Origin of the sequence: Salmonella sp. NW38, assembly GCF_051807745.1 — a bacterium.
Taxonomy (GTDB): domain Bacteria; phylum Pseudomonadota; class Gammaproteobacteria; order Enterobacterales; family Enterobacteriaceae; genus Salmonella; species Salmonella enterica.
The window spans coordinates 1-24,263 of sequence record NZ_JAMMTO010000004.1 but is presented as its reverse complement, the minus strand read 5'-3'; the positions used below and the strand labels follow the sequence as shown (position 1 = coordinate 24,263).

25 protein-coding genes are annotated in these 24,263 nt (G+C 53.9%); 12 read left to right on the top strand and 13 right to left on the bottom strand.

Annotation, left to right across the window (positions count from 1 at the left end; all coding sequences use genetic code 11):
• Window positions 1–266: 266 nt before the first annotated feature.
• The 5 genes from cysG to tsgA all read right to left on the bottom strand — a co-directional run bounded on the left by cysG (window position 267) and on the right by tsgA (window position 7,093).
• Window positions 267–1,640, bottom strand: a complete 1,374-nt coding sequence (gene cysG, locus NA624_RS08515; protein ID WP_000349904.1) for a siroheme synthase CysG — start codon at window positions 1,638–1,640, stop codon at window positions 267–269.
• Between the two features lie 11 nt (window positions 1,641–1,651).
• Window positions 1,652–2,461, bottom strand: coding sequence for a nitrite transporter NirC (nirC, locus tag NA624_RS08510; RefSeq protein WP_000493573.1), 810 nt, complete (start codon window positions 2,459–2,461; stop codon window positions 1,652–1,654).
• Window positions 2,462–2,726: 265 nt separating this feature from the next.
• On the bottom strand, window positions 2,727–3,053 hold the full coding sequence (gene nirD / locus NA624_RS08505) for a nitrite reductase small subunit NirD (protein WP_000084814.1): 327 nt from the start codon (window positions 3,051–3,053) through the stop codon (window positions 2,727–2,729).
• Window positions 3,050–5,593: an NADPH-nitrite reductase large subunit gene (gene nirB / locus NA624_RS08500; protein WP_000049255.1), complete on the bottom strand. Its 2,544-nt coding sequence runs from the start codon at window positions 5,591–5,593 to the stop codon at window positions 3,050–3,052. The genes nirD and nirB overlap by 4 nt, the downstream gene beginning before the upstream one ends.
• A gap of 318 nt (window positions 5,594–5,911) precedes the next feature.
• The gene (tsgA, locus tag NA624_RS08495) at window positions 5,912–7,093 is read right to left on the bottom strand and encodes an MFS transporter TsgA (protein ID WP_000185265.1); all 1,182 of its coding nucleotides are present in this window, start codon (window positions 7,091–7,093) and stop codon (window positions 5,912–5,914) included.
• 276 nt (window positions 7,094–7,369) lie between these two features.
• Here tsgA and ppiA point away from each other — a divergent pair, with 276 nt between their 5' ends.
• The 5 genes from ppiA to argD all read left to right on the top strand — a co-directional run bounded on the left by ppiA (window position 7,370) and on the right by argD (window position 10,713).
• A complete protein-coding gene (gene ppiA / locus NA624_RS08490; protein ID WP_000920478.1) occupies window positions 7,370–7,942 on the top strand; it encodes a peptidylprolyl isomerase A in 573 nt (190 codons plus the stop codon).
• Between the two features lie 113 nt (window positions 7,943–8,055).
• Window positions 8,056–8,223, top strand: a complete 168-nt coding sequence (locus tag NA624_RS08485) for a YhfG family protein (protein ID WP_001519136.1) — start codon at window positions 8,056–8,058, stop codon at window positions 8,221–8,223.
• On the top strand, window positions 8,213–8,815 hold the full coding sequence (locus NA624_RS08480) for a putative adenosine monophosphate-protein transferase Fic (RefSeq protein ID WP_001280672.1): 603 nt from the start codon (window positions 8,213–8,215) through the stop codon (window positions 8,813–8,815). Before NA624_RS08485 ends, NA624_RS08480 begins: the two co-directional genes overlap by 11 nt.
• A 31-nt stretch (window positions 8,816–8,846) precedes the next feature.
• Window positions 8,847–9,410, top strand: a complete 564-nt coding sequence (pabA, locus tag NA624_RS08475; RefSeq protein WP_000601876.1) for an aminodeoxychorismate synthase component 2 — start codon at window positions 8,847–8,849, stop codon at window positions 9,408–9,410.
• An 85-nt stretch (window positions 9,411–9,495) separates the two neighbouring features.
• A complete protein-coding gene (gene argD / locus NA624_RS08470; protein ID WP_000190032.1) occupies window positions 9,496–10,713 on the top strand; it encodes a bifunctional acetylornithine/succinyldiaminopimelate transaminase in 1,218 nt (405 codons plus the stop codon).
• Between the two features lie 42 nt (window positions 10,714–10,755).
• Here the strand turns inward: argD and NA624_RS08465 are convergent, their stop codons facing one another.
• Together NA624_RS08465 and crp are read right to left on the bottom strand one after the other, a co-directional pair.
• Window positions 10,756–12,843: a YccS/YhfK family putative transporter gene (locus NA624_RS08465; protein ID WP_000269317.1), complete on the bottom strand. Its 2,088-nt coding sequence runs from the start codon at window positions 12,841–12,843 to the stop codon at window positions 10,756–10,758.
• 48 nt (window positions 12,844–12,891) lie between these two features.
• Window positions 12,892–13,524 carry a cAMP-activated global transcriptional regulator CRP gene (gene crp / locus NA624_RS08460; RefSeq protein WP_000242758.1) on the bottom strand — a complete coding sequence of 211 codons (633 nt, stop codon included), beginning with the start codon at window positions 13,522–13,524 and terminating at the stop codon, window positions 12,892–12,894.
• A 307-nt stretch (window positions 13,525–13,831) separates the two neighbouring features.
• Between crp and NA624_RS08455 the strand changes: the two genes are divergently transcribed.
• Window positions 13,832–14,236 (top strand): OsmC family protein, encoded by a 405-nt coding sequence (locus NA624_RS08455; RefSeq protein ID WP_001148919.1) that lies wholly within the window; start codon window positions 13,832–13,834, stop codon window positions 14,234–14,236.
• Between the two features lie 95 nt (window positions 14,237–14,331).
• Here NA624_RS08455 and NA624_RS08450 read toward each other — a convergent pair whose 3' ends face one another.
• From NA624_RS08450 to NA624_RS08440, 3 genes are read right to left on the bottom strand one after another with little or no spacing between them, the layout of a single operon-like run.
• Complete coding sequence (locus tag NA624_RS08450; RefSeq protein WP_001274690.1) at window positions 14,332–15,201, bottom strand: phosphoribulokinase; 870 nt, start codon at window positions 15,199–15,201, stop codon at window positions 14,332–14,334.
• 51 nt (window positions 15,202–15,252) lie between these two features.
• Window positions 15,253–15,471, bottom strand: a complete 219-nt coding sequence (locus tag NA624_RS08445; RefSeq protein ID WP_000586568.1) for a YheU family protein — start codon at window positions 15,469–15,471, stop codon at window positions 15,253–15,255.
• Window positions 15,468–16,535 (bottom strand): hydrolase, encoded by a 1,068-nt coding sequence (locus tag NA624_RS08440; protein ID WP_001214117.1) that lies wholly within the window; start codon window positions 16,533–16,535, stop codon window positions 15,468–15,470. The genes NA624_RS08445 and NA624_RS08440 overlap by 4 nt, the downstream gene beginning before the upstream one ends.
• Window positions 16,536–16,732: 197 nt before the next feature.
• Here NA624_RS08440 and NA624_RS08435 point away from each other — a divergent pair, with 197 nt between their 5' ends.
• Complete coding sequence (locus NA624_RS08435; protein WP_000047690.1) at window positions 16,733–17,044, top strand: monooxygenase; 312 nt, start codon at window positions 16,733–16,735, stop codon at window positions 17,042–17,044.
• 1 nt (window position 17,045) lies between these two features.
• Here the strand turns inward: NA624_RS08435 and NA624_RS08430 are convergent, their stop codons facing one another.
• Window positions 17,046–17,267, bottom strand: coding sequence for a helix-turn-helix domain-containing protein (locus tag NA624_RS08430; protein ID WP_001054031.1), 222 nt, complete (start codon window positions 17,265–17,267; stop codon window positions 17,046–17,048).
• 15 nt (window positions 17,268–17,282) lie between these two features.
• Window positions 17,283–19,190 carry an ABC transporter ATP-binding protein gene (locus NA624_RS08425; RefSeq protein WP_000634765.1) on the bottom strand — a complete coding sequence of 636 codons (1,908 nt, stop codon included), beginning with the start codon at window positions 19,188–19,190 and terminating at the stop codon, window positions 17,283–17,285.
• A 265-nt stretch (window positions 19,191–19,455) separates the two neighbouring features.
• Between NA624_RS08425 and kefG the strand changes: the two genes are divergently transcribed.
• The 4 genes from kefG (at window position 19,456) to slyD (ending at window position 22,708) form a co-directional block, all read left to right on the top strand.
• The gene (gene kefG, locus NA624_RS08420; protein ID WP_000081820.1) at window positions 19,456–20,007 is read left to right on the top strand and encodes a glutathione-regulated potassium-efflux system ancillary protein KefG; all 552 of its coding nucleotides are present in this window, start codon (window positions 19,456–19,458) and stop codon (window positions 20,005–20,007) included.
• Window positions 20,007–21,812, top strand: coding sequence for a glutathione-regulated potassium-efflux system protein KefB (kefB, locus tag NA624_RS08415; protein WP_000398141.1), 1,806 nt, complete (start codon window positions 20,007–20,009; stop codon window positions 21,810–21,812). The genes kefG and kefB overlap by 1 nt, the downstream gene beginning before the upstream one ends.
• Before the next feature lie 10 nt (window positions 21,813–21,822).
• Complete coding sequence (locus NA624_RS08410; protein ID WP_001007735.1) at window positions 21,823–22,023, top strand: YheV family putative zinc ribbon protein; 201 nt, start codon at window positions 21,823–21,825, stop codon at window positions 22,021–22,023.
• A gap of 94 nt (window positions 22,024–22,117) precedes the next feature.
• Entirely contained in the window at window positions 22,118–22,708 is a 591-nt protein-coding gene (slyD, locus tag NA624_RS08405) for a peptidylprolyl isomerase (RefSeq protein WP_000861341.1), read from the top strand.
• Window positions 22,709–22,896: 188 nt separating this feature from the next.
• Here slyD and NA624_RS08400 read toward each other — a convergent pair whose 3' ends face one another.
• Window positions 22,897–23,115 carry a protein SlyX gene (locus tag NA624_RS08400; RefSeq protein WP_001152701.1) on the bottom strand — a complete coding sequence of 73 codons (219 nt, stop codon included), beginning with the start codon at window positions 23,113–23,115 and terminating at the stop codon, window positions 22,897–22,899.
• A gap of 219 nt (window positions 23,116–23,334) precedes the next feature.
• Here NA624_RS08400 and fkpA point away from each other — a divergent pair, with 219 nt between their 5' ends.
• Window positions 23,335–24,153, top strand: coding sequence for an FKBP-type peptidyl-prolyl cis-trans isomerase (gene fkpA / locus NA624_RS08395; protein ID WP_000838225.1), 819 nt, complete (start codon window positions 23,335–23,337; stop codon window positions 24,151–24,153).
• Window positions 24,154–24,263 lie beyond the last annotated feature (110 nt).

Here is a 24,263-nt window from a genome sequence, read left to right as displayed (position 1 = left end):
AATGGCCAGAAGAAAATTATGCTTTAGTGTTTATTTTATCACCCGATAACCAGGTCAGGTCAAATTGAGTGCTTAACGGTGTTATTTATTAGGTGAATGAATGATGGGGAAATTTGACGAATAAAAGGGTTTTTACGCAATATTATTAATATTTAAATTCACGTGGTGTATTTAAAATGGATTGCTTAATTTAATTTTAAGTAAAAATAATTTGGGGTTACGAATAGTTGTAAAATAAGGCCCTGAATAACAGGGCCTTATTTTAATTAATGATTAGAGAACCAATTTAATTTATCGCGTAAACCAACGACCCGGCCAACGATAATCAGCGCCGGGCTTTCAACCTGTTGCGCTAATTCCCCGAGCTGCGTCAGCACACCGTGGACGACGCGTTGCTTCACGGAGGTGCCGTTTTCTACCAGCGCAACCGGCATATCGGCCTGCATACCGAATGCGATCAGTTTTTCCTGGATAGTTGCTGCCTGATTAAGCCCCATGTAGAACACCAGCGTCTGTTTTTCTGCCGCCAAGTTTTCCCAGTCCAGCTCGCCGCCGGTTTTCAGGTGACCCGTGACCAGACGTACGCTCTGGGCGTAATCGCGATGGGTTAGCGGAATACCGGAGTAGGCGGAGCAGCCGGAAGCCGCGGTAATCCCCGGCACGACCGAGAAAGGAATACCGGCATGGCACAGCGTTTCCAGCTCTTCGCCGCCGCGACCAAAGATAAAGGGATCGCCGCCTTTCAGGCGTACCACGCGTTTACCTTTTTGCGCTTCACGCAGCAGGATCTGGTTGATTTCCTCCTGTGGGACGCAGTGGTAACCCGCGCGTTTCCCCACAAAGACCCGATCGGCATCGCGGCGTACCAGGTTCATAATGTCGTCGGAGACGAGGCGATCGTAAACCACGATATCCGCCTGTTGGATTTGTTGTAACCCTTTCAGCGTGAGCAGTCCGGCATCGCCCGGCCCGGCGCCAACCAGCACGACTTCGCCACGGTGATCCAGCGGTTCGCTAAACAGGTGTTCGGTTGTCGCGTTAACCGCTTTCTCATCGGCATTCGCCAGCGACTGCGCCAGCCGGTCATTGACGAAAAATTTTTCCCAGAAGCGACGACGTTCGCCCATCGTGGCAAACTGCTTTTTCACTCGGGCGCGGAGTTGTCCGGCATAGCGCGCGACCTGCCCCAGATGCTGCGGCAGCAGCGACTCCAGTTTCTCGCGCAGCAGACGCGCCAGCACCGGAGAAGTGCCGCCCGAGGAGACGGCGACCATCAGCGGCGAGCGGTCAATAATGGAGGGCATGATAAAGCTGGCGGCTTTCGGCGCATCCACCACGTTGCAGAAGATGCGGCGTGACTCCGCCGCTTCGCTGACGCGCTGGTTGACGGTATCGTCGTCGGTGGCCGCGATCGCCAGCCAACACGAGTCGAGAAGCGTTTCGTCGAACGGTCCCTCAACCAGAGTCAACATGCCTTCATTTGCCCATACGGTGAACTGTGGAATAAAGGTGAGCGCATTGACCGTTAAACGTGCGCCTGCTTCCAGCAATAACCGTGCTTTGCGTTCTGCGACATCGCCACCGCCGACGATCAGACAGTCGCGGTCGCGTAATTGACAAAATATAGGCAAATGGTCCACGACATTACCCCTTAATTATTGGCAGCAGCCTCTGGCTGATTGATTTTTGCCGGAACAGGACGCTCCGATTTCGGCGTAGCATACCAATAACCTAATCCCATGAACACGACGCCGGACAAAGTATTACCCAGAGTGACCCACAACAGATTGTGTCCGATTCCGGACAAGGTATAAGCGTCGCTGTGATGACCAAACCAGGAGAGGGCGAACAGCGTCATATTCGCGACAGAGTGCTCGTAGCCGGAGGCGATAAACGCCAGCAGACACCACCAGATAGCAAGAAATTTCGCCGTGCCTTCGGTGCGGATCGCCATCCAGATTGCCAGACAAACCAGCCAGTTACACAGCGCGCCTTTGAAGAACAGTACCGTGGCGGGCGCGGTGGTTTTCGCCAGCGCGACTGAGTGAACGATGCTGGTATCGACCGGCAACAAACTGCCGCCGCCCCAGCTGTAAAGCAGGGCGACAAAGACGGAGCCGACCAGGTTGCCGAGCCAGGTTTGCGGCAGGATAGCCCACATTTGACCGTGGCTGATGGTGCCAGCTTTGACGCCCAGCGTCAGGAACATGGTGTGGCCGGTAAACAGTTCGGAACCGGCGATGATGACCAGCGTTAAGGCGATACCAAAAGTGGCACCCATTACCAAAGGACGCACGGACGGGTCGAGCAGATTGCCGAGGGTGAAAATAAGAATGATGCCGAGACCGACATAAGCCCCGGCCATTGCCGAACTGACCCAGAAGCCGAGCGGATTATTCGCCGACAGGCGTGCGATGCGCGCAGCGTTAGCCGCACACTTATTGATAGTGTCTGTAAACATTTGATTATCCTTTTCTCACTTCATCCTTTGCACTGCCTCTTTGTTGGCTGCTCTCGCTCACCCCAGTCACATAGTGAACTATGCTCCTGGGGATTAATGAGGGACATCCTTGTCCCTCACCGAAGGCAGCCAGCGGCTGTTCAAATTCGTTCCTGACGAATTTGTTGCTCAGTTGCCGCCGCGATGCAGTACAAATGATTTTGTGATAACAATTAAAATGAAAAAAAATACAAAAAAGGGGAGGCGTTGCGCCTCCCAAAAATAATTAACCGCGCAACTGCACCACGCCGTCTTTTACCCGCGCGTCGTAATGTTTCACAGAGAACTGCTCATCTTCCATGCACAAACCATCGCTCAGGCGGAAGCGCTGCTTTTTCAACGGGCTGGCGACCCACAGTTCGCCCTGGTGTTCCGCAATCAGTCCACGAGACAGCACACTGGCCTCAAAGAACGGGTCGATGTTGCTGATCGCGAACACCTGATCGCTATGGTAAGGACGGAAAATCGCCACCTGTTCGCCGCCTGACAGCGCGCAGACGCCGGTTCCCGGCAGGATGTCATCGATTTTGCAGATGTTTTGCCACTGGCTCATGCGTTTTCCTCCACCAGAGTGACCGGGATACGTTCATACGGCGTGGCCGGACGATGCTGTTCGCGTTCCGGCACAACCTGAACATTTGGGTCGCGCTTGTCGCTGTTGATAAAGTGTTTGAAACGAACCTGCGCCGCTGGCGTGTTGACGGTCTCCGTCCACTCGCAGACCACCGCTGCGCGCAGGCGCGCCATCTCTTCTTCCAGATGTTCGTTCAGGCCCAGCTTGTCGTCGATGATGACCGATTTCAGATAGTCGATGCCGCCTTCCAGGTTGTCTAACCACGGTGCGGTACGGGTCAGTTTGTCGGCGGTACGGATGTAGAACATCATAAAGCGGTCGAGATACTTGAGCAGCGTTTCGCGATCGAGATCGGCTGCCAGCAGATCCGCATGACGAGGTTTCATGCCGCCGTTACCGCAAACGTACAGGTTCCAGCCTTTCTCAGTGGCGATGATACCCACATCTTTACCCTGCGCTTCCGCACATTCACGGGTACAGCCGGAGACGCCGAACTTCATCTTGTGCGGGGTGCGAATGCCTTTGTAGCGGTTTTCCAGCTCCACGCCGAAACCGACGCTGTCGCCCACGCCGTAGCGGCACCAGGTGCTGCCGACGCAGGTTTTCGCCATCCGCAGCGCTTTGGCGTACGCGTGACCGGTTTCGAAGCCCGCTTCAATCAGTTGACGCCAGATTTCCGGCAGATCGTCTTTTTGCGCGCCAAACAGACCGATACGCTGAGAACCGGTAATTTTGGTATAGAGGTTAAACTCGCGGGCGATACGACCCACGGCCACCAGACCTTCCGGGGTGATTTCACCGCCAGCGGAGCGCGGGATCACCGAGTAAGTACCGTCTTTCTGGATATTCGCCAGGAAGTTGTCGTTAGTATCCTGTAGCGGCGTGTGCTGCGGTTTGAGGATGTATTCGTTCCAGCACGACGCCAGCAGCGAACCGACGGTCGGCTTACACACTTCGCAGCCGTAGCCTTTACCGTGTTTCGCCAGCAGTTCTTCAAAGGTTTTAATGCCTTCCACGCGGATTAAGTGGAACAGTTCCTGACGAGAATAAGCAAAGTGCTCGCACAGGTTGTTGTTGACTTCAATACCCTGTTTCGCCAGTTCGGCGTTCAGTACCTGCGTCACCAGCGGGATGCAGCCGCCGCAGCCGGTTCCGGCTTTGGTTTCCGCTTTCAGCGCCGCCACGGTATGACAGCCTTTATTGATAGCGGCGATCAGATCGCCTTTAGTCACATCGAAGCAGGAGCAGATCTGCGCGCTGTCCGGCAGTTTATCCACGCCGATAGAGGGTTTACCACTACCCGCGTGCGACGGCAGGATCAGCGAATCCGGGTTTTCCGGCAGTTCGATGGCGTTCAGTACCAGTTGCAGCAAATTGCCGTAATCGCTGGTGTCGCCGACCAGTACTGCGCCGAGCAGCGTTTTGTTATCTTCGCTGACAATAAGACGTTTGTAGACTTCTTTGCTTTCATCGAGGTAAACGTAGCTACGCGCGCCCGGCGTGCGGCCATGCGCGTCGCCGATGCCGCCGACGTCCACGCCCAGCAGCTTCAGCTTGGCGCTGAGATCCGCCCCTTCAAAGGCGTTTTCACTGCCGAGGATATGGTCAACGGCGACCTGGGCCATTTTATAGCCTGGTGCGACCAGACCGTAAACGCGGTTGTTCCAACTGGCGCACTCGCCGATAGCGTAGATATCCGGGTCGGACGTCTGGCAGGTGTCGTTAATCACGATCCCGCCGCGCTGCGCGACGGCCAGACCGCACTGGGTAGCCAGCTTGTCGCGTGGGCGAATACCGGTAGAGAAGACGATAAAATCGACTTCCAGCTCGCTGCCGTCGGCAAAACGCATAGTCTTACGCGCTTCGTTACCCTGCTGAACAATCTCTTGCGTGTTTTTACTGGTGTGTACACGCACGCCCATGCTTTCGATCTTGCGACGTAGCTGCTCGCCGCCCATCTGATCGAGCTGTTCCGCCATCAGCATTGGCGCAAATTCAATGACGTGCGTTTCCACTCCGAGGTTTTTCAGCGCGCCAGCGGCTTCCAGCCCCAGCAGACCGCCGCCGACCACCGCCCCGCGCTTGCTGCGACGGGCGCAGGCTTCGATAGCGTTGAGGTCTTCAATGGTACGGTAAACGAAGCAATCCTGGGTTTCGGAGCCTTTAATCGGCGGAATCCACGGATATGAACCGGTCGCCATGATCAGCTTGTCATAATAAACGGTACGACCCGCGCTGGAGTGAATCACTTTCTCCTGACGGTTAATGGTAATTGCGCGTTCGCCAACCAGTACCTTCACGCCGTGCTTCTCGTAAAATCCTTCACGCACCAGAGAGAGCTCTTCCGCGGTGTGGTGAGAGAAGTAGGATGATAAGTGGACACGGTCATAGGCTTTACGGGGTTCTTCACAGAACACGGTAATGTCGAACAGGCTAGCGTCGGATTTATCAAGGAGATCCTCAATAAAGCGGTGGCCGACCATACCATTACCGATAATAGCGAGTCTGACTTTGCTCATTTTTGCCTCGATTTCTTTTCTATTACCGCCTACCTTAACGATTCAGCAACCCCGCTTATTGATGTAAATCAAATTCACCTTTATATACCTCTTAATGGGTATATGGCTGATTTGTCTGGATTTTTATAAGTGGCGGAATTGTCAGGTTTTTCAGGTTTGTACAAATAACATACAAAATGAGGGGTTTTTAGACCAACAGGCCTACCTCGTCAGGAGGGAGGATAGAGTGCCGGAGGGCGACGTCGCCTTATCCGGCCTACCAACAGCTTACGCTGTAGGCCGGATAAGACGCATCGCGTCGCCATCCGGCAATCATTATCAATGCGCCGCTGGCGCGCTATGCTGACGATGACGGGACACAAAGCCGAGCGCAAAGCACATCACAAAGACCACCGCATACAGACCATTCGCGGTGAGTAACGCCGCCTGTGGACCGCTGTGCGCCACAATCGGGCCGGTGACGACGAAGGTCAGCATCGTTCCGATGGTGCCGCAGGTCAGAATAAAGTTAACCAGCTTAGGCGAGGCCACTTTCGTTTGCTGCGATCCCAGCGTAATGATGGAGGTATAAATGGCGCTGGAGAAGAAGCCCAGCATCAGAATAAACCACGGCATATGCGCCTGCGTGCCGGTAATAAACAGATACATCAGGACCGCCGCCATACCCGCCAGTACGGTCAGGATGCGTTGCAGATCGAAAAAGCGCAGGATAAAGCTGAACGCCCACATACCAAACATATAGGACATCCAGAAATCACTCACCAGCGCCCCGGCGTCATTCAGGCTCATGCCGAGGCCTTTGGCATATTCCGGCACCCAGGAGATAAAGCCCAATTGACCGAGGATATAGCACAGCGCGGCGACGGCGAGAAACAGTACGCCAATGCCCCATTTTTCTTTGGCGACAGGTGCCTGAGAGTGCTGCGCATGTTTACCCAGCGCCGGAAATTCACAGCCGAAGGTCAGGATGAAAATCGCCAGGTAGACCAGGCCGATGCAGGCGTAGACCCAGTACCACTCAATACTACGCGCCAGCAGGAAGGCGGCGACCATAGGAAAAATCATCCCCGCCATGCTGAAGAAGGAGTCGGTAAACAGCAGCCGGGAACCGCGCTGACGCCCTTCATACAGTTGCGTAATCAGGAAGGTGCCAATCGACATGGTGATCCCGCTGACCAGCCCCAGCACAAACATCGCCGCTGAGAACAACGCCAGGCTGTGGCTGAACATCAGCCCGGCCACCGCCAGCACCATCAGGATAAAACCAAAGCGTAGCTGTGTTTTCAGCGGGATGATTTCCATCAGCCACGCATTGAGGAAGATCGAGATCAAAATCCCGGCGTTCAGAAAAGTAAAGGTGTTACTCATGCTGGAAACGGGCAGCTGAAAATAGTCTGCGATATTTCCCATCACCATCCCGGTGACAATCACCAGCGCCCCGGTCAGGGCGTAGGAAAGAAAGCTGATCCATGTGAGCTTGATGCGGTTGCTGTTAGTCATGTCTGGCCTTGAAGAGAAGTGAAGCGCGTGGAGGGCGCGTTAAGCGGGCAGATTTTAGGCGCTTTTGTGATGCATTTAAATAATTATTAGTGATAGTAATGTTCATTACATTTTTTAATGTGATGTTTGTCACATCATATTGCAAGAATACGGCATTGCGTCGTAACGTTACATTTGTTTCATATACGTAAAATTAGGTAAAGGGCTGGCCTGGCCCAGGAAGGCTCTTTAAAATCATTCCACTTGCTTTATTTCTGCTCTCTTTAAGGAAATCTCATGCTCAAATCGACTCTGGCGGCTGTCGCAGCTGTTTTCGCTCTTTCTGCTCTTTCTCCCGCAGCGTTGGCAGCAAAAGGCGATCCTCATGTGCTGTTAACCACCTCCGCCGGGAATATTGAGCTGGAGCTGAACAGCCAGAAAGCGCCGGTTTCTGTGAAAAACTTTGTCGATTACGTCAACAGTGGTTTCTATAACAACACTACGTTTCACCGCGTTATTCCTGGCTTTATGATTCAGGGCGGTGGTTTTAACGAGCAGATGCAGCAGAAGAAACCGAATCCGCCGATTAAGAATGAAGCCGACAACGGTCTGCGTAATACTCGCGGCACGATCGCGATGGCGCGCACCGCAGATAAAGACAGCGCCACCAGCCAGTTCTTTATTAACGTCGCGGATAACGCTTTTCTCGACCACGGCCAGCGCGACTTTGGCTATGCGGTATTTGGTAAAGTGGTAAAAGGTATGGATGTCGCCGATAAAATCTCACAGGTACCAACGCACGATGTCGGGCCTTATCAGAATGTGCCGACAAAACCAGTCGTTATCCTTTCCGCGAAAGTCCTGCCATAAAATAAAATATGACTGCGCGGGTGCGAGCCGCCCGCGTTTTCTCCCTGTCTCAGCGTAACCTGAAATTGCTGCTTATACTTGTGGTCAAGCACAGACATATTCAGGGAGGCCAGGTGAAGAAACTTACCGATAAACAAAAGTCACGCTTTTGGGAACAGCGGCGCAACGTTAACTTCCAGCAAAGCCGCCGTCTCGAAGGTATTGAGATCCCCTTAGTAACCCTGACCGCCGATGAAGCGCTGGCACGTCTTGACGAGCTTCGGAGGCACTATGAGCGATAAATTTGGCGAAGGGCGCGATCCGTACCTCTATCCGGGGCTGAATGTGATGCGTAATCGGCTGGGGATTCATCAGGCCCAGCGACTGGCGCAAGCGGCATATGAAATGACCGCGCTCCGTGCCGCCACGATTGAACTGGGGCCGCTGGTACGCGGCTTGCCTCATCTGTGCGCGATTCATCGCCAGCTCTATCAGGATATTTTCGACTGGGCAGGGCAACTGCGGGAGGTCGATATTTACCAGGGCGATACCCGTTTTTGCCACTTTGCCTATATCGAAAAAGAGGGCAACGCTCTGATGCAGGATCTGGAAGAAGAGGGCTATCTGGTCGGTCTGGCGCACGAGAAGTTTGTCGAGCGGCTGGCGCATTACTACTGTGAAATTAACGTGCTTCATCCGTTTCGTTTGGGGAGCGGGCTGGCGCAGCGCATCTTCTTTGAACAGCTGGCGCTACATGCAGGCTACGCGCTGAGTTGGCAAGGTATTGCGGCTGAAACATGGAAGCAGGCGAACCAGAGCGGCGCGATGGGCGATCTCTCCGCTTTGCAGGCGATTTTTCAGAAAGCGATAAGCGAAGCTCGCGAAACTGAGTAAAATAGTGCGGTTCTACTGACCCGGAGCCGCCATGATCCTGCTTATCGATAACTATGATTCCTTTACCTGGAACCTCTACCAGTATTTTTGTGAACTGGGCGCGGAAGTGCAGGTCCGGCGCAATGATGCGCTGACGCTGGCGCACATTGACGCTTTGAACCCGCAAAAAATCGTTATCTCTCCTGGCCCCTGTACGCCAAATGACGCTGGCATTTCACTGGCGGTTATCCGCCATTATGCCGGACGTATTCCGATACTGGGCGTTTGCCTGGGTCATCAGGCGATGGCGCAGGCCTTTGGCGCGTCGGTGGTGCGGGCAGCGAAAGTGATGCACGGTAAAACGTCACCTGTTACGCATAATGGACAGGGCGTGTTTCGGGGATTGCCCAGCCCGTTAACCGTGACACGTTACCACTCGCTGATTGTCGACCCTGCCACGTTGCCAGAGTGTTTTGAGATCACCGCCTGGAGTGAAACGCAGGAGATTATGGGCATTCGCCACCGCGAGTGGGATCTGGAAGGCGTGCAGTTCCACCCGGAAAGTATTCTCAGCGAACAAGGACACGCTCTGCTGGAAAATTTCCTCCGGCGTTGATTTGTGGTTGCTATTGAGTGATTTTTTATTCATATTTTGTGATTATAATTTCACTGGCGTTTCTACTTAACCGGGTGGTAATGATATGGCAACTGAACAAACGGCTATTACGCGCGCAACTTTTGATGAGGTGATTCTGCCTGTTTATGCACCGGCGGACTTTATTCCGGTCAAAGGTAAAGGCAGCCGCGTATGGGATCAGCAGGGCAAAGAGTATATCGATTTCGCCGGCGGGATTGCAGTGACTGCACTGGGCCATTGCCATCCGGCACTGGTCGAGGCGCTGAAATCCCAGGGGGAAACCTTGTGGCATACCAGTAACGTTTTTACCAATGAACCAGCGTTGCGTCTGGGACGTAAACTGATCGACGCCACATTTGCCGAGCGCGTGCTGTTTATGAATTCCGGCACCGAAGCGAACGAAACCGCTTTTAAACTGGCGCGTCATTATGCCTGCGTGCGCCATAGCCCGTTCAAAACGAAAATCATTGCCTTCCATAACGCCTTTCATGGCCGTTCCTTGTTTACCGTCTCTGTCGGCGGGCAGCCAAAATATTCCGACGGCTTTGGGCCGAAACCCGCCGATATTGTTCACGTTCCCTTCAACGATCTCCATGCGGTGAAAGCGGTAATGGATGACCACACCTGCGCGGTGGTGGTCGAGCCGATTCAGGGGGAAGGCGGCGTGCAGGCGGCTACACCGGAATTCCTCAAAGGGTTACGCGACCTGTGTGACAAGCATCAGGCGTTGCTGGTGTTTGATGAAGTGCAGTGCGGGATGGGGCGCACCGGAGACCTGTTTGCCTATATGCACTACGGCGTCATGCCGGATATCCTCACCAGCGCCAAAGCGTTAGGCGGCGGTTTTCCGGTGAGCGCCATGCTGACCACGCAGGAGATCGCCTCGGCCTTCCATGTCGGTTCGCATGGTTCAACCTATGGCGGCAATCCGCTAGCCTGTGCGGTGGCTGGCGCGGCATTCGATATTATTAATACGCCAGAGGTACTACAAGGCATTCACACTAAGCGGCAACAGTTTGTGCAACATTTGCAGGCGATTGACGAGCAATTTGACATTTTCAGCGATATTCGCGGCATGGGGCTGCTGATTGGCGCGGAACTGAAGCCGAAGTACAAAGGCCGGGCGCGCGATTTTCTGTACGCAGGAGCGGAGGCCGGCGTGATGGTGCTCAATGCCGGAGCCGACGTGATGCGTTTTGCCCCGTCGCTGGTGGTGGAAGAGGCGGATATCAATGAAGGAATGCAGCGCTTTGCGCAGGCGGTAGGGAAGGTGGTGGCCTGATGGCGGATTGCCGGATAAGCGTAGCGCATCCGGCAGTCGGACTTAACCTTTTGTATCCCGTAGCCGCTTACTCAGCCAGATACCGTGATGCGGACGCTGACGCCAGGCCATCGACGAAATGGTGTGCATGGTGTTCAGATGGCCAATGATGCGCTGTAAATGTTGTTCCAGAGTGCTCAATAAGCCATGTGACGGCATGTCCGGCGACTCCAGAATATTGACATCGCCGGAGCCGCCTGGCCTGTCGTACTCCAGGCGCTGCTGGCAGCGCTGAATCGCAATCTCGCAAGATTCCAGATAGCGCTGCGCCAGATCCGGCGTCAGCATGGTGTGTTCCCGTGCCAGCGTCGTCATGGCGTTGATATGCTCGACAATAAACTGGCTGTGCGTGACCCACAGTTTCATATCCGACAGATAGTGGGTATTGAACCCGGGTTCCTGCATTGCCTGATTTAACGAGTTGAATAACGTGTTATGCGCCTGGTTGACCCGCATTCTTTGATAAGCGAGCGGGGTGGCCTGCGGATCGTTACTGAGGATCAGTCGGATAGCTTCTTGATCGGCTTCCAGCGCATCATGGGCGTTTTTACGTAATAGCCCGCTTTGCCATTGCGGCCACAGCCAGACCATGCCGCCAAAGGCAATTAAACAGCCAATCAGCGTATCGATCAGCCTCGGCACAATAAACTGCTCTCCGTTTAACGTCAGTAACTGGATGGTGTATACCGCCGTCACCGTAAAGCCGACCGTCGCCCAGCCGTAGTTTTTACGAATAATCAGATAACTTGCCAGCGTTAGTACCAGCATGACCGCCAGCGTAATGCTTTCGGGAATATGTAAGTGCAGCGTGACGCCGGCAATCACCAGGCCGACCAGCGTTCCGACCGAACGGTGCAGAATACGTACGCGCGTCGCGCCATAGCCGTTTTGGGTGACAAACAGCACCGTCATGAGGATCCAGTACGGTTTGGGCAGGTGCAACGCGCTGCCCATCAGACTGGCGATGCTCATCATCACGCTGATGCGTCCGGCGTTGCGTAGCGCCGGCGATTTAAGCGACATATAATTTTTCAGCGCCGGAAGTAGCGGCAGACGACGCTGTTTATCGGCCATCAGGTCGCGGGCGTACAGCGGTCGCTGGGTACGCAGCACACGGGCGATTCGACTGAAGTGCCAATAGCAGAACTGGCCTACCGGATTTTCAGGATGCTGATTGGCGATCTTCTCCAGAGCGCCAATCTGTTTTTCCATGGAGAAGCGCGTCGGCAGACGATGATAAAGAATGTCATCCGCCAGCACGCGCAGACGGGCGGCGACCGTTTGCGCATTCCAGCGAATCACCTCTTCCGCATGGCTGCGTTCTACCAGTTTCTGTACCTCTTCCGGCTGATGCAAGCTGACGGAGATGTGCTCCTGCAAATCCATCGCTTCCTGAAAAGCCCGCAGTAGACGCTTGTAATCATTATTGTTGTGCGCCGAAAGCATATGCATCTGTTGGTAACACTGGGTAATGAGATCGACCGCTTTTTGCTGGCGTATCAGCAGGGGAGGCAGCGCTTTTTCCGGATCGATATGTTGGGTGAGCAGGCTGTATTTCGCTTCGCAATAATCGGCCAGTTCACGGTATAACAAACTCAATGACTCGCGCAGCGGCTGTTCGCGCCATAGCCAGAACCAAAACCAGTTAAACACGCCGTACCATAGCGTGCCCAGCGCATAAATGAGCAGCGGCTCCCAGACGGGCATGTATCCCGCAAGACTCAGGGTAAAGATGGCGGCAATCAGCGACGCTGGCAGTAGCCGCGCGTGAAGCGGGCTAATTTCCGCCGTCACGCCAAGCACCAGCGTGAGCCCGGTCAGGATCAACTGCAGGGGGATGGATTCCGCCAGCAGAAGTTGCGTTACCAGACTGCATCCGGCGAACAGCGACGCGCCGATGATCAGGCGTTTAAAAAAGCGTTTGTGCGGGGTATCCAGACCTGCAATGTTGCAGCAGGCGGGAACAAGAGAGAAAAGCAAGCCCAGGTGTAGCTGGCCTATCAATAAACCGACAGCCACAGGCAGGCACAGCACCAGCGTTTGCCGTAGTGCGTAATTAATCTCTGGGTGATAAATCAGTCTTCGCCACATCGATGCAAACAAAAATGGCGCATGATAAAACGCGCCATTCTGACGGAATTAACGGGTGCCGTAGACGACGATGGTCTTGCCATGCGCGGAGATCAGGTTTTGATCTTCCAGCATTTTCAAAATACGACCAACGGTTTCGCGGGAGCAGCCGACGATCTGGCCGATTTCCTGACGGGTGATTTTGATCTGCATCCCATCCGGGTGCGTCATGGCATCGGGCTGTTTCGCCAGATTCAGCAGCGTCTGAGCGATACGCCCGGTGACGTCAAGGAAGGCGAGGTTACCTACTTTTTCAGAGGTGACTTGTAAGCGACGAGCCATCTGGGAAGAGAGGCGCATCAGAATATCCGGGTTGACCTGGATTAATTGGCGAAATTTTTTGTAGGAAATTTCAGCGACCTCACATGCGGTTTTCGCACGTACCCAGGCGCTGCGTTCCTGGCCTTCTTCAAACAGGCCCAGTTCACCAATAAAATCACCCTGATTCAGATAAGAAAGGATCATTTCTTTCCCTTCTTCATCTTTGATCAGCACTGCCACGGAGCCTTTAACGATGTAGTACAGCGTTTCTGCTTTTTCACCCTGGTGAATCAGCGTGCTCTTTGACGGGTACTTATGAATGTGGCAATGAGACAAGAACCATTCAAGAGTCGGGTCTGTTTGCGGTTTGCCAAGCACCATGCGCGGTTATCCTCTGTTATAAGCTGTCTCCAGAGCCAGAAAACGGCACTGTCTCTGGGGTTGCAAAAATATACTTCCCGCTACCTGGGAAGGGGGCTACGAAAATAGATTGTAGCCTGTAATGTGATGTCCTCTGCATACATGCAGTACGTCAATGTATTACTGTAGCATCTTGTCTGTTTTAGCATAGCTTTCGCCGTGTGTCTCCTGGTGTCTCGCTTCAGCATGACCCAGGTCGCCTTCCATTGCCAGTTTTGTTGTATGCGCGTAATCTTTCAGGAAAATTGAAACATTGGAGTTACGAAATATGCAAGCGCGTGTAAAGTGGGTTGAAGGACTCACGTTCCTCGGAGAGTCCTCCTCCGGCCACCAGATTTTAATGGATGGCAACTCCGGTGACAAAGCGCCGAGTCCGATGGAGATGGTATTAATGGCGGCTGGCGGATGTAGCGCTATTGATGTGGTATCAATCCTGCAAAAGGGCCGTCAGAATGTCACCAACTGCGAAGTGAAGCTGACATCCGAGCGCCGGGAAGACGCGCCGCGCCTGTTTACGCACATTAATCTGCATTTTATCGTTACCGGCAGCGATCTGAAAGAGGCTGCCGTCGCACGCGCTGTCGATCTCTCCGCGGAAAAATATTGCTCGGTGGCGCTAATGCTGGAAAAAGCGGTCAATATTACCCATTCGTATGAAGTGATTGCGGCGTAACACGTGATGCCGGATGGCGGCGTGGCCTTATCCGGCCTACCCGTTTTTATCTCGTAGGCCCGATAAGCGTAGCGCCATCGGGCATTTCACCGCGGTTATTCGATTTTTTTGCCTTCCATTAGTCGCTGCACCAGCGGCAACATAATCAGCTCCATCGCCAGCCCCATTTTGCCGCCCGGCACCACTAATGTATTAATGTGAGAAATAAACGAGCCCTGGAGCATCGCCAGGAGCCAGGGAAAATCGATCCCTTCCAGGTTGCGAAAATGGATCACCACAAAACTCTCATCCAGCGAGGGAATACCCTTTGCGGCGAACGGATTGGATGTATCGACGGTCGGCACGCGCTGGAAGTTAATATGGGTACGCGAGAACTGCGGCGTAATGTAATTGATGTAGTCGTCCATGGAACGCACCACGGAATCCATCACCGCTTCACGGGAGTGTCCGCGCTCGCTGGTGTCGCGGATTAGTTTCTGAATCCACTCGAGGTTGACGATAGGCACCACGCCAACCAACAGATCAACATGACGCGCGACATCATGTTGCGGGGTGACGACGCCGCCGTGCAGTCCTTCATAAAACAGCACATCGGTCGGTTCGGGAAGCGGCTGCCAGGGGGTAAACGTGCCGGGAACCTGATTCCACGGTACGGCTTCATCATAGGTATGCAGATATTTACGCGACTGGCCTTTACCCGTCTGCCCGTACTCAATAAAAGTATGTTCCAGTAGGCTGAAGTCATTGGCTTCAGGCCCGAAATAGCTGATATGCCGCCCGGCGTCACGCGCTTTGCGGATCGCCATGTCCATTTCCGGGCGGGTGTAACGATGAAAACTGTCGCCTTCCACCTCGGCGGCGTGCAGATTTAACTGCGCGAAAATTTTACGAAACGCGAGGCTGGTGGTGGTGGTCCCCGCGCCGCTTGACCCTGTTACTGCTATCACCGGATGTTTGGCTGACATGGCAACTCCATGATTGAGCTTTAGTAATAATGTATTGTCGGCAAAGGCGTTTTATTCGCGAAACTGCTTTTTCGGCATAATATTGACCGTTTCATGTAATTCAGACCATACCAGCACGGCCTCGCCGGATTGCAGTTGGCGTTTTACGTCAGCGACTTTTTGTTCAAGCGAACGTTCATGTTCACCATAATCGGTGCCTTCGCGCAACACAAAGCTTTCGATCAGGTTGTCCAGCGTGTCGGGGGCCAGCCCCTGCCAGGGAATGATCATGATGACGCCTCCAGGTATGTTGTCAGCCAGTCAGGAATTCGGCGTTCCAGCCACATTTCAGGGCGCAGCGGCGTACCGCCGATAAATCCTACGTGTCCGCCATGCTCAGTCAGCTGATACTCCACCTGCGGGGGTAGATCTTCCGCTTTAGGGATCACATGATGATCCATAAACGGATCGTCTTTAGCGTGAATAATCAGCGTCGGTTTAGCAATCTGGTTAAGCAACGGCATGGCGCTACACTGACGATAGTAGTCGATGGCGTCGGCAAAGCCGTGAATTTTCGCGGTGATCAGGTCGTCAAACTCGCGAATGCGGCGCATTGATTTCAGTTGCGCCAGATTCACCGGCAGCGAACCGGGATACGCCGCCAGCTTGCGTGACGCATTCGCTTTTAACAGATTAAGCAAATAACGCTGATAGACGCGGGAAAACCCTTTGTCCATGTGGTAGCTACAGGCTTCGAGAACAAAGGGCGCAGAAACAATCACCGCCGCCTCGATGGGAATATCGCGGCCTTCTTTCGCCAGCAGGCACGCCAGCATATTACCGCCGAGCGAATAGCCCACGGCGGCTGTCGGAACGGCGCCGAGCTCCCGCTGTAGCCAGCGTAAAAACCAGGCTCCGTCCTCCGTTTCACCGGAGTGGTAAATACGATTCAGACGGTTGGGTTCGCCGCTACAGCCGCGAAAGTGCATCACCACGCCCAGCCAGCCGCGCTTTTGCGCCGCCTCAATCAGCCCGTGGGCATAGGGGCTGTTCAGGCTGCCTTCCAGACCGTGAAAGACCACCAGCCGCGGTTTATGCTTTGCCTGTTGCGGTTCTTCGCTCCATGCCAGATCGACAAAATCGCCGTCCGGTAGCTCCAGCCGCTGCCAGTGGGCGTTGAACTTCACTTTGCGGCGGATTAAGCGCGGCAGCATAGTTTGTAAATGGCGATTACGAATGCCACGCATGGGAATAAATTCATGCGAGTCATTGACAGGCGGGGTCATTTCTGTGGACGTGATCTCAACCATAGCACCAGAACAATTGATAATTGGAAACAATACTATACCGCGCATAAGGTTCACAGATTAGTCAATATGTGATTTTACGTTCAATTGGTCGCCTGGCGAAATAAAATTGCGCCTCATTTCCCCAGAGGGGGCGGTATGCAAGGCGCGCGCAATACCCCACAGAAATCGCGTGAACCTCTGCATCAGCCGAATTAATCGTGGTAGTGTGGCAACACGATAGTTATGTGACTCAAGGAGAAGGCATGTCGAAGACACTTTTACAGATCCATTTTAACTTTAGCGGCCCTTTTGGCGAGGAGATGACTCAGCAACTGGTCGGGCTGGCGGAGTCTATCAATGAGGAGCCGGGCTTCATCTGGAAAATCTGGACAGAAAGCGAGAAAAACCAGCAAGCTGGCGGCATTTACTTGTTTGAATCCGAAGAAACGGCGCAGGCTTATATTAAAAAACACACTGCGCGTCTGAAAAATCTTGGCGTTGATGAGGTGACGTTTACATTATTTGGCGTGAACGACGCGCTGACGAAAATAAATCACGGCAACCTTTGCCGCTAAATCACATAACGCAGGCTTCTGTTCCGGTGCTGCCGACCGCAACGGTAATCTTTATACCGGGGCGAGTACCGAAGAGGCCTTTATGGACGAACAGCGGACAACGAACGTTCTCTTCCAGCGTGTTCAGCGCCTCGGCGGTGCGGGCGATGTTACCCTTCTCCACAAACATCATGAAGATGGTGAGCTTGCGGAAGGTAATGTCATCGGTGATTGACAGGTTCATCGTCCGCCCCGCGCGTTAGTCGTTCTGCATCATTTGCTCAAGCTGCTCCTGCGCCTCAAGCCATGCCATTTCACACTCTTCCAGCCCGGATTTGGCGCTGGCCTGCAGTTGCAGACACTCGGTCATCTCCGCTTTACGGCTGGGGTCATACAGGCTGCTGTCGCCGAGCTTCTCTTCCGCCTGCGCCAGTTGGGCGTTGAGCTTTTCCATCTCTTTTTCCAGACGGGTAATCTCTTTACGCAGCGGCTGCGTCAGAGTGCGTAGCTCGGCTTCGCGACGCTTCTGATCTTTGCGTGACTGGGCGCTGTTGGCGTTGTTTTCCTTCGGTGCGTCGTCGGCCTGGTTTTCCTGCTTCTGCACGTCACTCAGCCACTGCTGATAATCTTCCAGGTCGCCGTCGAACGGCTCGACTTTTTTGTCGTGCACCAGATAGAGGTCGTCAGTGGTGGAGCGAATCAGGTGGCGGTCGTGCGACACGACGACCAATGCGCCTTCAAAATCAATCAGCGCTTCGGTGAGCGCCTGACGCATGTCGAGATCCAGGTGGTTGGTCGGTTCATCGAGCAGCAGCAGATTTGGACGCTGCCAGACGATCAGCGCCAGTACCAGGCGCGCTTTCTCGCCGCCGGAGAAACGTTGCGTCTCTTCCGTTACTTTGTCGCCCTGGAAACCGAAGCCGCCGAGATAGTCGCGCAGCTTCTGCTCCAGTTCCTGCGGCGCCAGACGCGCCATATGCTGCAACGGGGATTCATCGGCGCGCAGGAACTCCAGTTGGTGCTGGGCGAAGTAGCCGAGCTTAATGCCTTTGGCGAGGCCAATTTCACCGTGCAACGGTTCCAGTTCGCCCGCCAGCAGCTTGATCAGCGTCGATTTCCCCGCGCCGTTGCGGCCCAGCAGGCCGATACGCGAGCCGGGCACCAGGTTCAGCTTGATGGATTCCAGAATGATGCGATCGCCATAACCTGCGCTGACTTTTTCCATCTTCAGCAGCGGGTTCGGCAGGCTTTCCGGCGCGCGGAAGCTGAAATGGAACGGGTTGTCGACATGAGCAGGCGCAATCAGCTCCATACGCTCCAGCATCTTGATACGGCTTTGCGCCTGCTTGGCTTTGGTCGCTTTGGCGCGGAAACGGTCGATGTAGCTTTGCAGATGCGCCACACGCTCCTGCTGGCTCTCATACATCGCCTGCTGTTGCGCCAGGCGCGTGGCGCGCTGAACTTCAAACGCGCTGTAGTTGCCGGTGTACTCGAACAGAGTCTGCTGTTCGATATGGATAATTTTATCCACTATCGGGTCAAGAAAGTCGCGATCGTGGGAAATCAGAATCAGGGTGCCCGGATAGCTCTTCAGCCATTTTTCCAGCCAGATAACGGCATCCAGATCGAGGTGGTTGGTCGGTTCGTCGAGCAGCAGTAAATCGGAACGGCAAATCAACGCCTGGGCCAGGTTAAGGCGCATCCGCCAGCCGCCGGAAAAGTCGCTGACCGGACGTTCCAGCTGATCGTTAGAGAAGCCGAGGCCGTGTAGCAGGCTGGCGGCGCGCGAGCGAACGGTCCATGCATCGATGGCGTCCAGCTTGCCGTGTATGGAGGCGATAGCATGTCCGTCGTTACGTTCGTTGGCGTCGTTAAGCTGCGCCTCCAGCTGCCGGTATTCACGGTCGCCGTCAATGACATACTCAATCGCTGGCTGAGGCAACGCAGGTGTTTCCTGATTCACCCACGCTAATTGCCAGGTTCCGGGCAGGGTAAAACTCCCGGCATCGGCGCTGATTTCATTTTTTAGCAATGCCAGCAGGGTAGATTTACCGCAGCCGTTTTTACCCACCAGGCCGACTTTCTGGCCTGGATTAATGGTAGCCGAGGCATTGTCCAGTAGGACGCGCACGCCGCGACGAATTTGTAACGAGGAGAAAACAATCATAAGGCGCCGTATGTTCAGACTATGTTAATTTATCATTATGATAATGTAATATTCGGGCGTACCGCCGCGCTGGAGCGCAATGGTAGCTCAAAACAACAACGATACACAAAATCATTCAGGCCGCCTTTGGTGAGGGACAAGAATATCTCTCATTAATCCCAAGCGGCGGACATAGAGTACGTTCCTGAGTTGAACAAACGCTGTCAACGTAGAAGCGGCCTGAGGAATGGCATGTATCGACCCAAAACAACCGGGAGGGGGATTGATGTCTCAGCCAGCGAAAGTCTTGCTGTTGTATGCCCATCCGGAATCTCAGGACTCGGTTGCTAACCGGGTACTGCTTAAACCGGCCATACAGCACAATAACGTAACCGTGCACGATCTTTATGCGCGCTATCCTGATTTTTTTATCGACACGCCCTATGAACAAGCCCTGTTACGTGAGCACGACGTCATTGTTTTTCAGCATCCCCTTTACACCTATAGCTGTCCGGCTTTACTGAAAGAATGGCTTGATCGCGTTTTGAGTCGGGGGTTCGCCAGCGGACCAGGGGGAAACCAACTGGTGGGAAAGTACTGGCGTAGCGTGATTACGACCGGCGAGCCGGAGAGCGCTTACCGGTATGACGCGCTAAACCGCTATCCAATGAGCGATGTACTGCGCCCCTTTGAACTGACCGCGGCCATGTGCCGGATGCACTGGATGCCGCCCATTATTGTGTACTGGGCGCGGCGCCAGTCGCCGCAGACGCTGGCCAGTCATGCGAAAGCCTATGGCGAGTGGCTGGCGAATCCTGTGAGCGCGGGAGGCTATTGATGGAAGGTGCTGATTTATTGACAGCGGGAGTGTTGTTTCTCTTCGCGGCGGTGGCGGCGGTGCCGCTGGCGGCCAGGCTGGGCATCGGCGCGGTGCTAGGGTATTTGCTGGCGGGAATCGCCATCGGTCCGTGGGGGCTGGGATTTATCAGCGACGTTGACGAGATCCTGCACTTTTCCGAACTGGGCGTCGTGTTTCTGATGTTTATCATTGGTCTCGAACTCAATCCGTCCCGGCTTTGGCAACTACGGCGCTCTATCTTCGGCGTCGGCGCTGCTCAGGTGCTGTTAAGCGCGGCGGTGCTGGCGGGGTTATTGATGCTTGCTGATTTCTTATGGCAGGCGGCGGTCGTCGGCGGGATTGGCCTGGCGATGTCTTCGACGGCGATGGCGCTACAACTGATGCGCGAGAAAGGCATGAACCGTAGCGAGTCCGGGCAGTTAGGGTTTTCCGTCTTACTGTTTCAGGATTTAGCGGTGATCCCCGCGCTGGCGTTGGTGCCTTTACTGGCGGGATCGGTCGACGAGCACTTCGACTGGTTTAAAGTGGCAATGAAGGTACTGGCTTTCGCGGTAATGCTGATTGGCGGTCGTTACCTGCTGCGCCCGGTATTTCGTTTTATTGCTGCGTCCGGCGTGCGGGAGGTCTTCACTGCCGCGACGCTGTTGCTGGTGTTGAGCGCCGCCTTATTTATGGATGCGCTGGGACTGTCGATGGCCCTGGGAACCTTCATTGCCGGCGTTTTACTGGCAGAGAGTGAATACCGGCATGAGCTGGAAAACGCTATCGATCCCTTTAAAGGTTTACTGCTTGGGCTGTTCTTTATCTCCGTCGGTATGTCGCTAAATCTCGGCGTACTTTATACCCATTTACTGTGGGTGGCGGCGAGCGTTGTTATTCTGGTCGTCATAAAAATGCTGACGCTGTATCTGCTGGCGCGGTTATATGGAATAAGAAGTTCTGAACGGATGCAGTTTGCCAGCGTGCTGAGTCAGGGGGGCGAGTTCGCTTTTGTGCTCTTTTCTACCGCCTCTTCTCAGCGCCTGTTTCAGGGCGATCAGATGGCGTTATTATTGGTGACTGTCACGTTATCAATGATGACCACGCCGCTACTGATGAAAGGGATTGATAAGTGGTTATCGCGCCGCCTTAATGGCCCGGAAGAGAATGATGAAAAGCCGTGGGTTGAGGATGATAAGCCCCAGGTAATTGTCGTCGGCTTTGGCCGTTTTGGTCAGGTGATCGCTCGCTTATTGATGGCGAATAAGATGCGTATCACCGTGCTGGAACGCGATATCGGCGCCGTTAATCTGATGCGCAAATATGGTTATAAAGTGTATTACGGCGACGCTACACAAGTCGAGCTGCTGCGTTCTGCGGGCGCGGAAGCGGCGGAGTCGATAGTCATCACGTGTAATGAACCGGAAGACACGATGAAGCTGGTGGCGCTGTGTCAGCAGCATTTTCCTCATCTGCATATTCTTGCGCGAGCGCGTGGACGTGTGGAGGCCCATGAGTTATTACAGGCTGGCGTCACGCAGTTTTCCCGTGAAACGTTTTCCAGCGCGCTGGAATTGGGACGTAAAACTCTGGTGTCGTTAGGTATGCATCCGCATCAGGCGCAACGCGCGCAGTTGCATTTTCGTCGGCTGGATATGCGAATGTTGCGGGAGCTGATCCCGGAGCATAGCGACATGGTACAGATTTCGCGCGCCAGAGAGGCCCGACGCGAACTGGAGGAGATTTTTCAGCGCGAAATGCAACAGGAACGGCGCCAGTTGGATGGCTGGGATGAATTTGAGTAGGGGTAAAACAATGGCAATCCGTAAACGTTTTATTGCAGGCGCGAAATGTCCGGCCTGTCAGGCGCAGGATACAATGGCGATGTGGCGTGAAAATAATGTCGATATTGTTGAATGCGTTAAGTGCGGGCATCAAATGCGGGAAGCGGATAAAGACGTTCGCGAGCATGTTCGCAAAGAAGAGCAAGTGATCGGGATTTTTCATCCGGACTAGCGATATGCCGCAGGTTTTTTTAAGCTAAGGGGTACACGGCTGCAGAATTCCGCTACAATCTGCGCCACTATTCTTCCCATGCTCAGGAGATATCATGAAAGTAGCAAAAGACCTGGTGGTCAGCCTGGCCTATCAGGTACGTACAGAAGACGGTGTGTTGGTTGATGAGTCTCCGGTGAGTGCGCCGCTGGATTACCTGCACGGTCACGGCTCCCTGATCTCTGGTCTGGAAACCGCGCTGGAAGGCCATGAAGTTGGCGACAAATTTGATGTCGCTGTTGGCGCGAACGACGCTTACGGCCAGTATGACGAAAATCTGGTGCAGCGTGTGCCTAAAGACGTCTTTATGGGCGTTGATGAACTGCAGGTAGGGATGCGTTTCCTGGCTGAAACCGACCAGGGCCCGGTACCGGTAGAGATTACCGAAGTGGAAGACGATCACGTTGTGGTTGATGGTAACCACATGCTGGCGGGCCAGAATCTGAAATTTAACGTCGAAGTTGTTGCGATTCGTGAAGCGACTGAAGAAGAACTGGCTCACGGTCATGTTCACGGCGCGCACGATCACCACCACGATCACGGTGAAGACGGCTGCTGTGGCGGTCATGGTCATGACCATGGTCACGAGCACGGCGGCGAAGGCTGCTGCGGTGGCGGTGGTAAAGGCGGCTGCGGTTGCCACTAATCCCCGTCGTCTTTCAAGCCACCGCGGTGTTGGCTACGCTTTCAAACCCCGGTCACATAGTTATCTATGCTCCCGGGGAATTTTCAAGCTTGCCGCCTTGCTGTGACTCGAAATCCTTAGGGTATTATCATTGGTTCGATAAATCATCGGGCACAAAAAAAGCGGGTTAACCCCGCTTTTTTTTCGTCTCAATAATGCGGCGGCGGCGTTTCTTCTGCCTGAGAGGCGATATTTGACGGCTGACTGGCTTTTAACTTTTCCGTGAGCAAACGCAGATGATCGCGCAGCTTCGCCATCTCCATTTCATGTGCGGTTACCGTCAGGTTTAGTTCTTCTATGGTAATCTCCTGGAACGCCAGACGGCTTTCCAGTTCAGCCAGACGAGCTTCCATCGTGATATCCTGCATGATGTACCTCTTTATGTTGTCTCCGTCGGCGGATTCTACTTAACTTTACCGGCTTTCACAGCAACCATTACGCGCCCTACGAAACTAATTTAAACAAAAAGAGTCTGAAAAGAAGTGATAATAGGGCGTGTTCGTATGTTGATTTGTTCTGCAACGATTTATAGTACGCTTCTTACGTAAGTTAACATGGGGCGAGATGCCCCGGCCCTGGAGATATGGATGAAATCACTGTTTAAAGCCACGCTGCTGGCAACTACGATGGCCGTTGCTATGCACGCACCGATCACTTTTGCTGCTGATGCGGCGAAACCGGCAGCTACCGCTGATAGCAAAGCAGCATTTAAAAACGACGACCAAAAAGCGGCTTATGCGCTGGGCGCCTCGCTGGGTCGTTACATGGAAAATTCGCTTAAAGAGCAGGAAAAGTTGGGCATCAAACTGGATAAAGATCAGTTGATTGCCGGCGTTCAGGATGCCTTTGCCGATAAGAGCAAACTGTCCGATCAGGAAATTGAGCAAACGCTGCAGACGTTTGAAGCACGCGTGAAGAGCGCTGCTCAGGCGAAGATGGAAAAAGACGCTGCCGATAACGAAGCAAAAGGTAAAACGTTCCGCGACGCTTTTGCTAAAGAGAAAGGCGTGAAAACCTCCTCTACCGGTCTGCTTTACAAAGTAGAGAAAGAAGGCACAGGCGAGGCGCCGAAAGATAGCGATACCGTTGTGGTGAACTACAAAGGTACGCTGATCGACGGTAAAGAGTTTGATAACTCTTACACGCGCGGCGAACCGCTCTCCTTCCGTCTGGACGGCGTTATCCCTGGCTGGACTGAAGGCCTGAAAAATATTAAGAAAGGCGGCAAGATCAAGCTGGTTATCCCACCGGCGCTGGCCTACGGTAAAACGGGCGTTCCGGGTATCCCGGCGAACTCCACCCTGGTATTCGACGTAGAGCTGCTGGATATCAAACCAGCGCCGAAAGCGGATGCTAAACCTGCCGATGCGGCTGACGCTAAAGCCGCAGATGCTGCTAAAAAATAAAAACTGAGAGCCGCCGCTTGTAATAGCGGCGGTTTTTTGTCTATGGAAAACCCCCAGCTAGGCTGGGGGTTCCGGAAAGCTTTCAGCTTTAAGCCAGTTATTAAAACCCC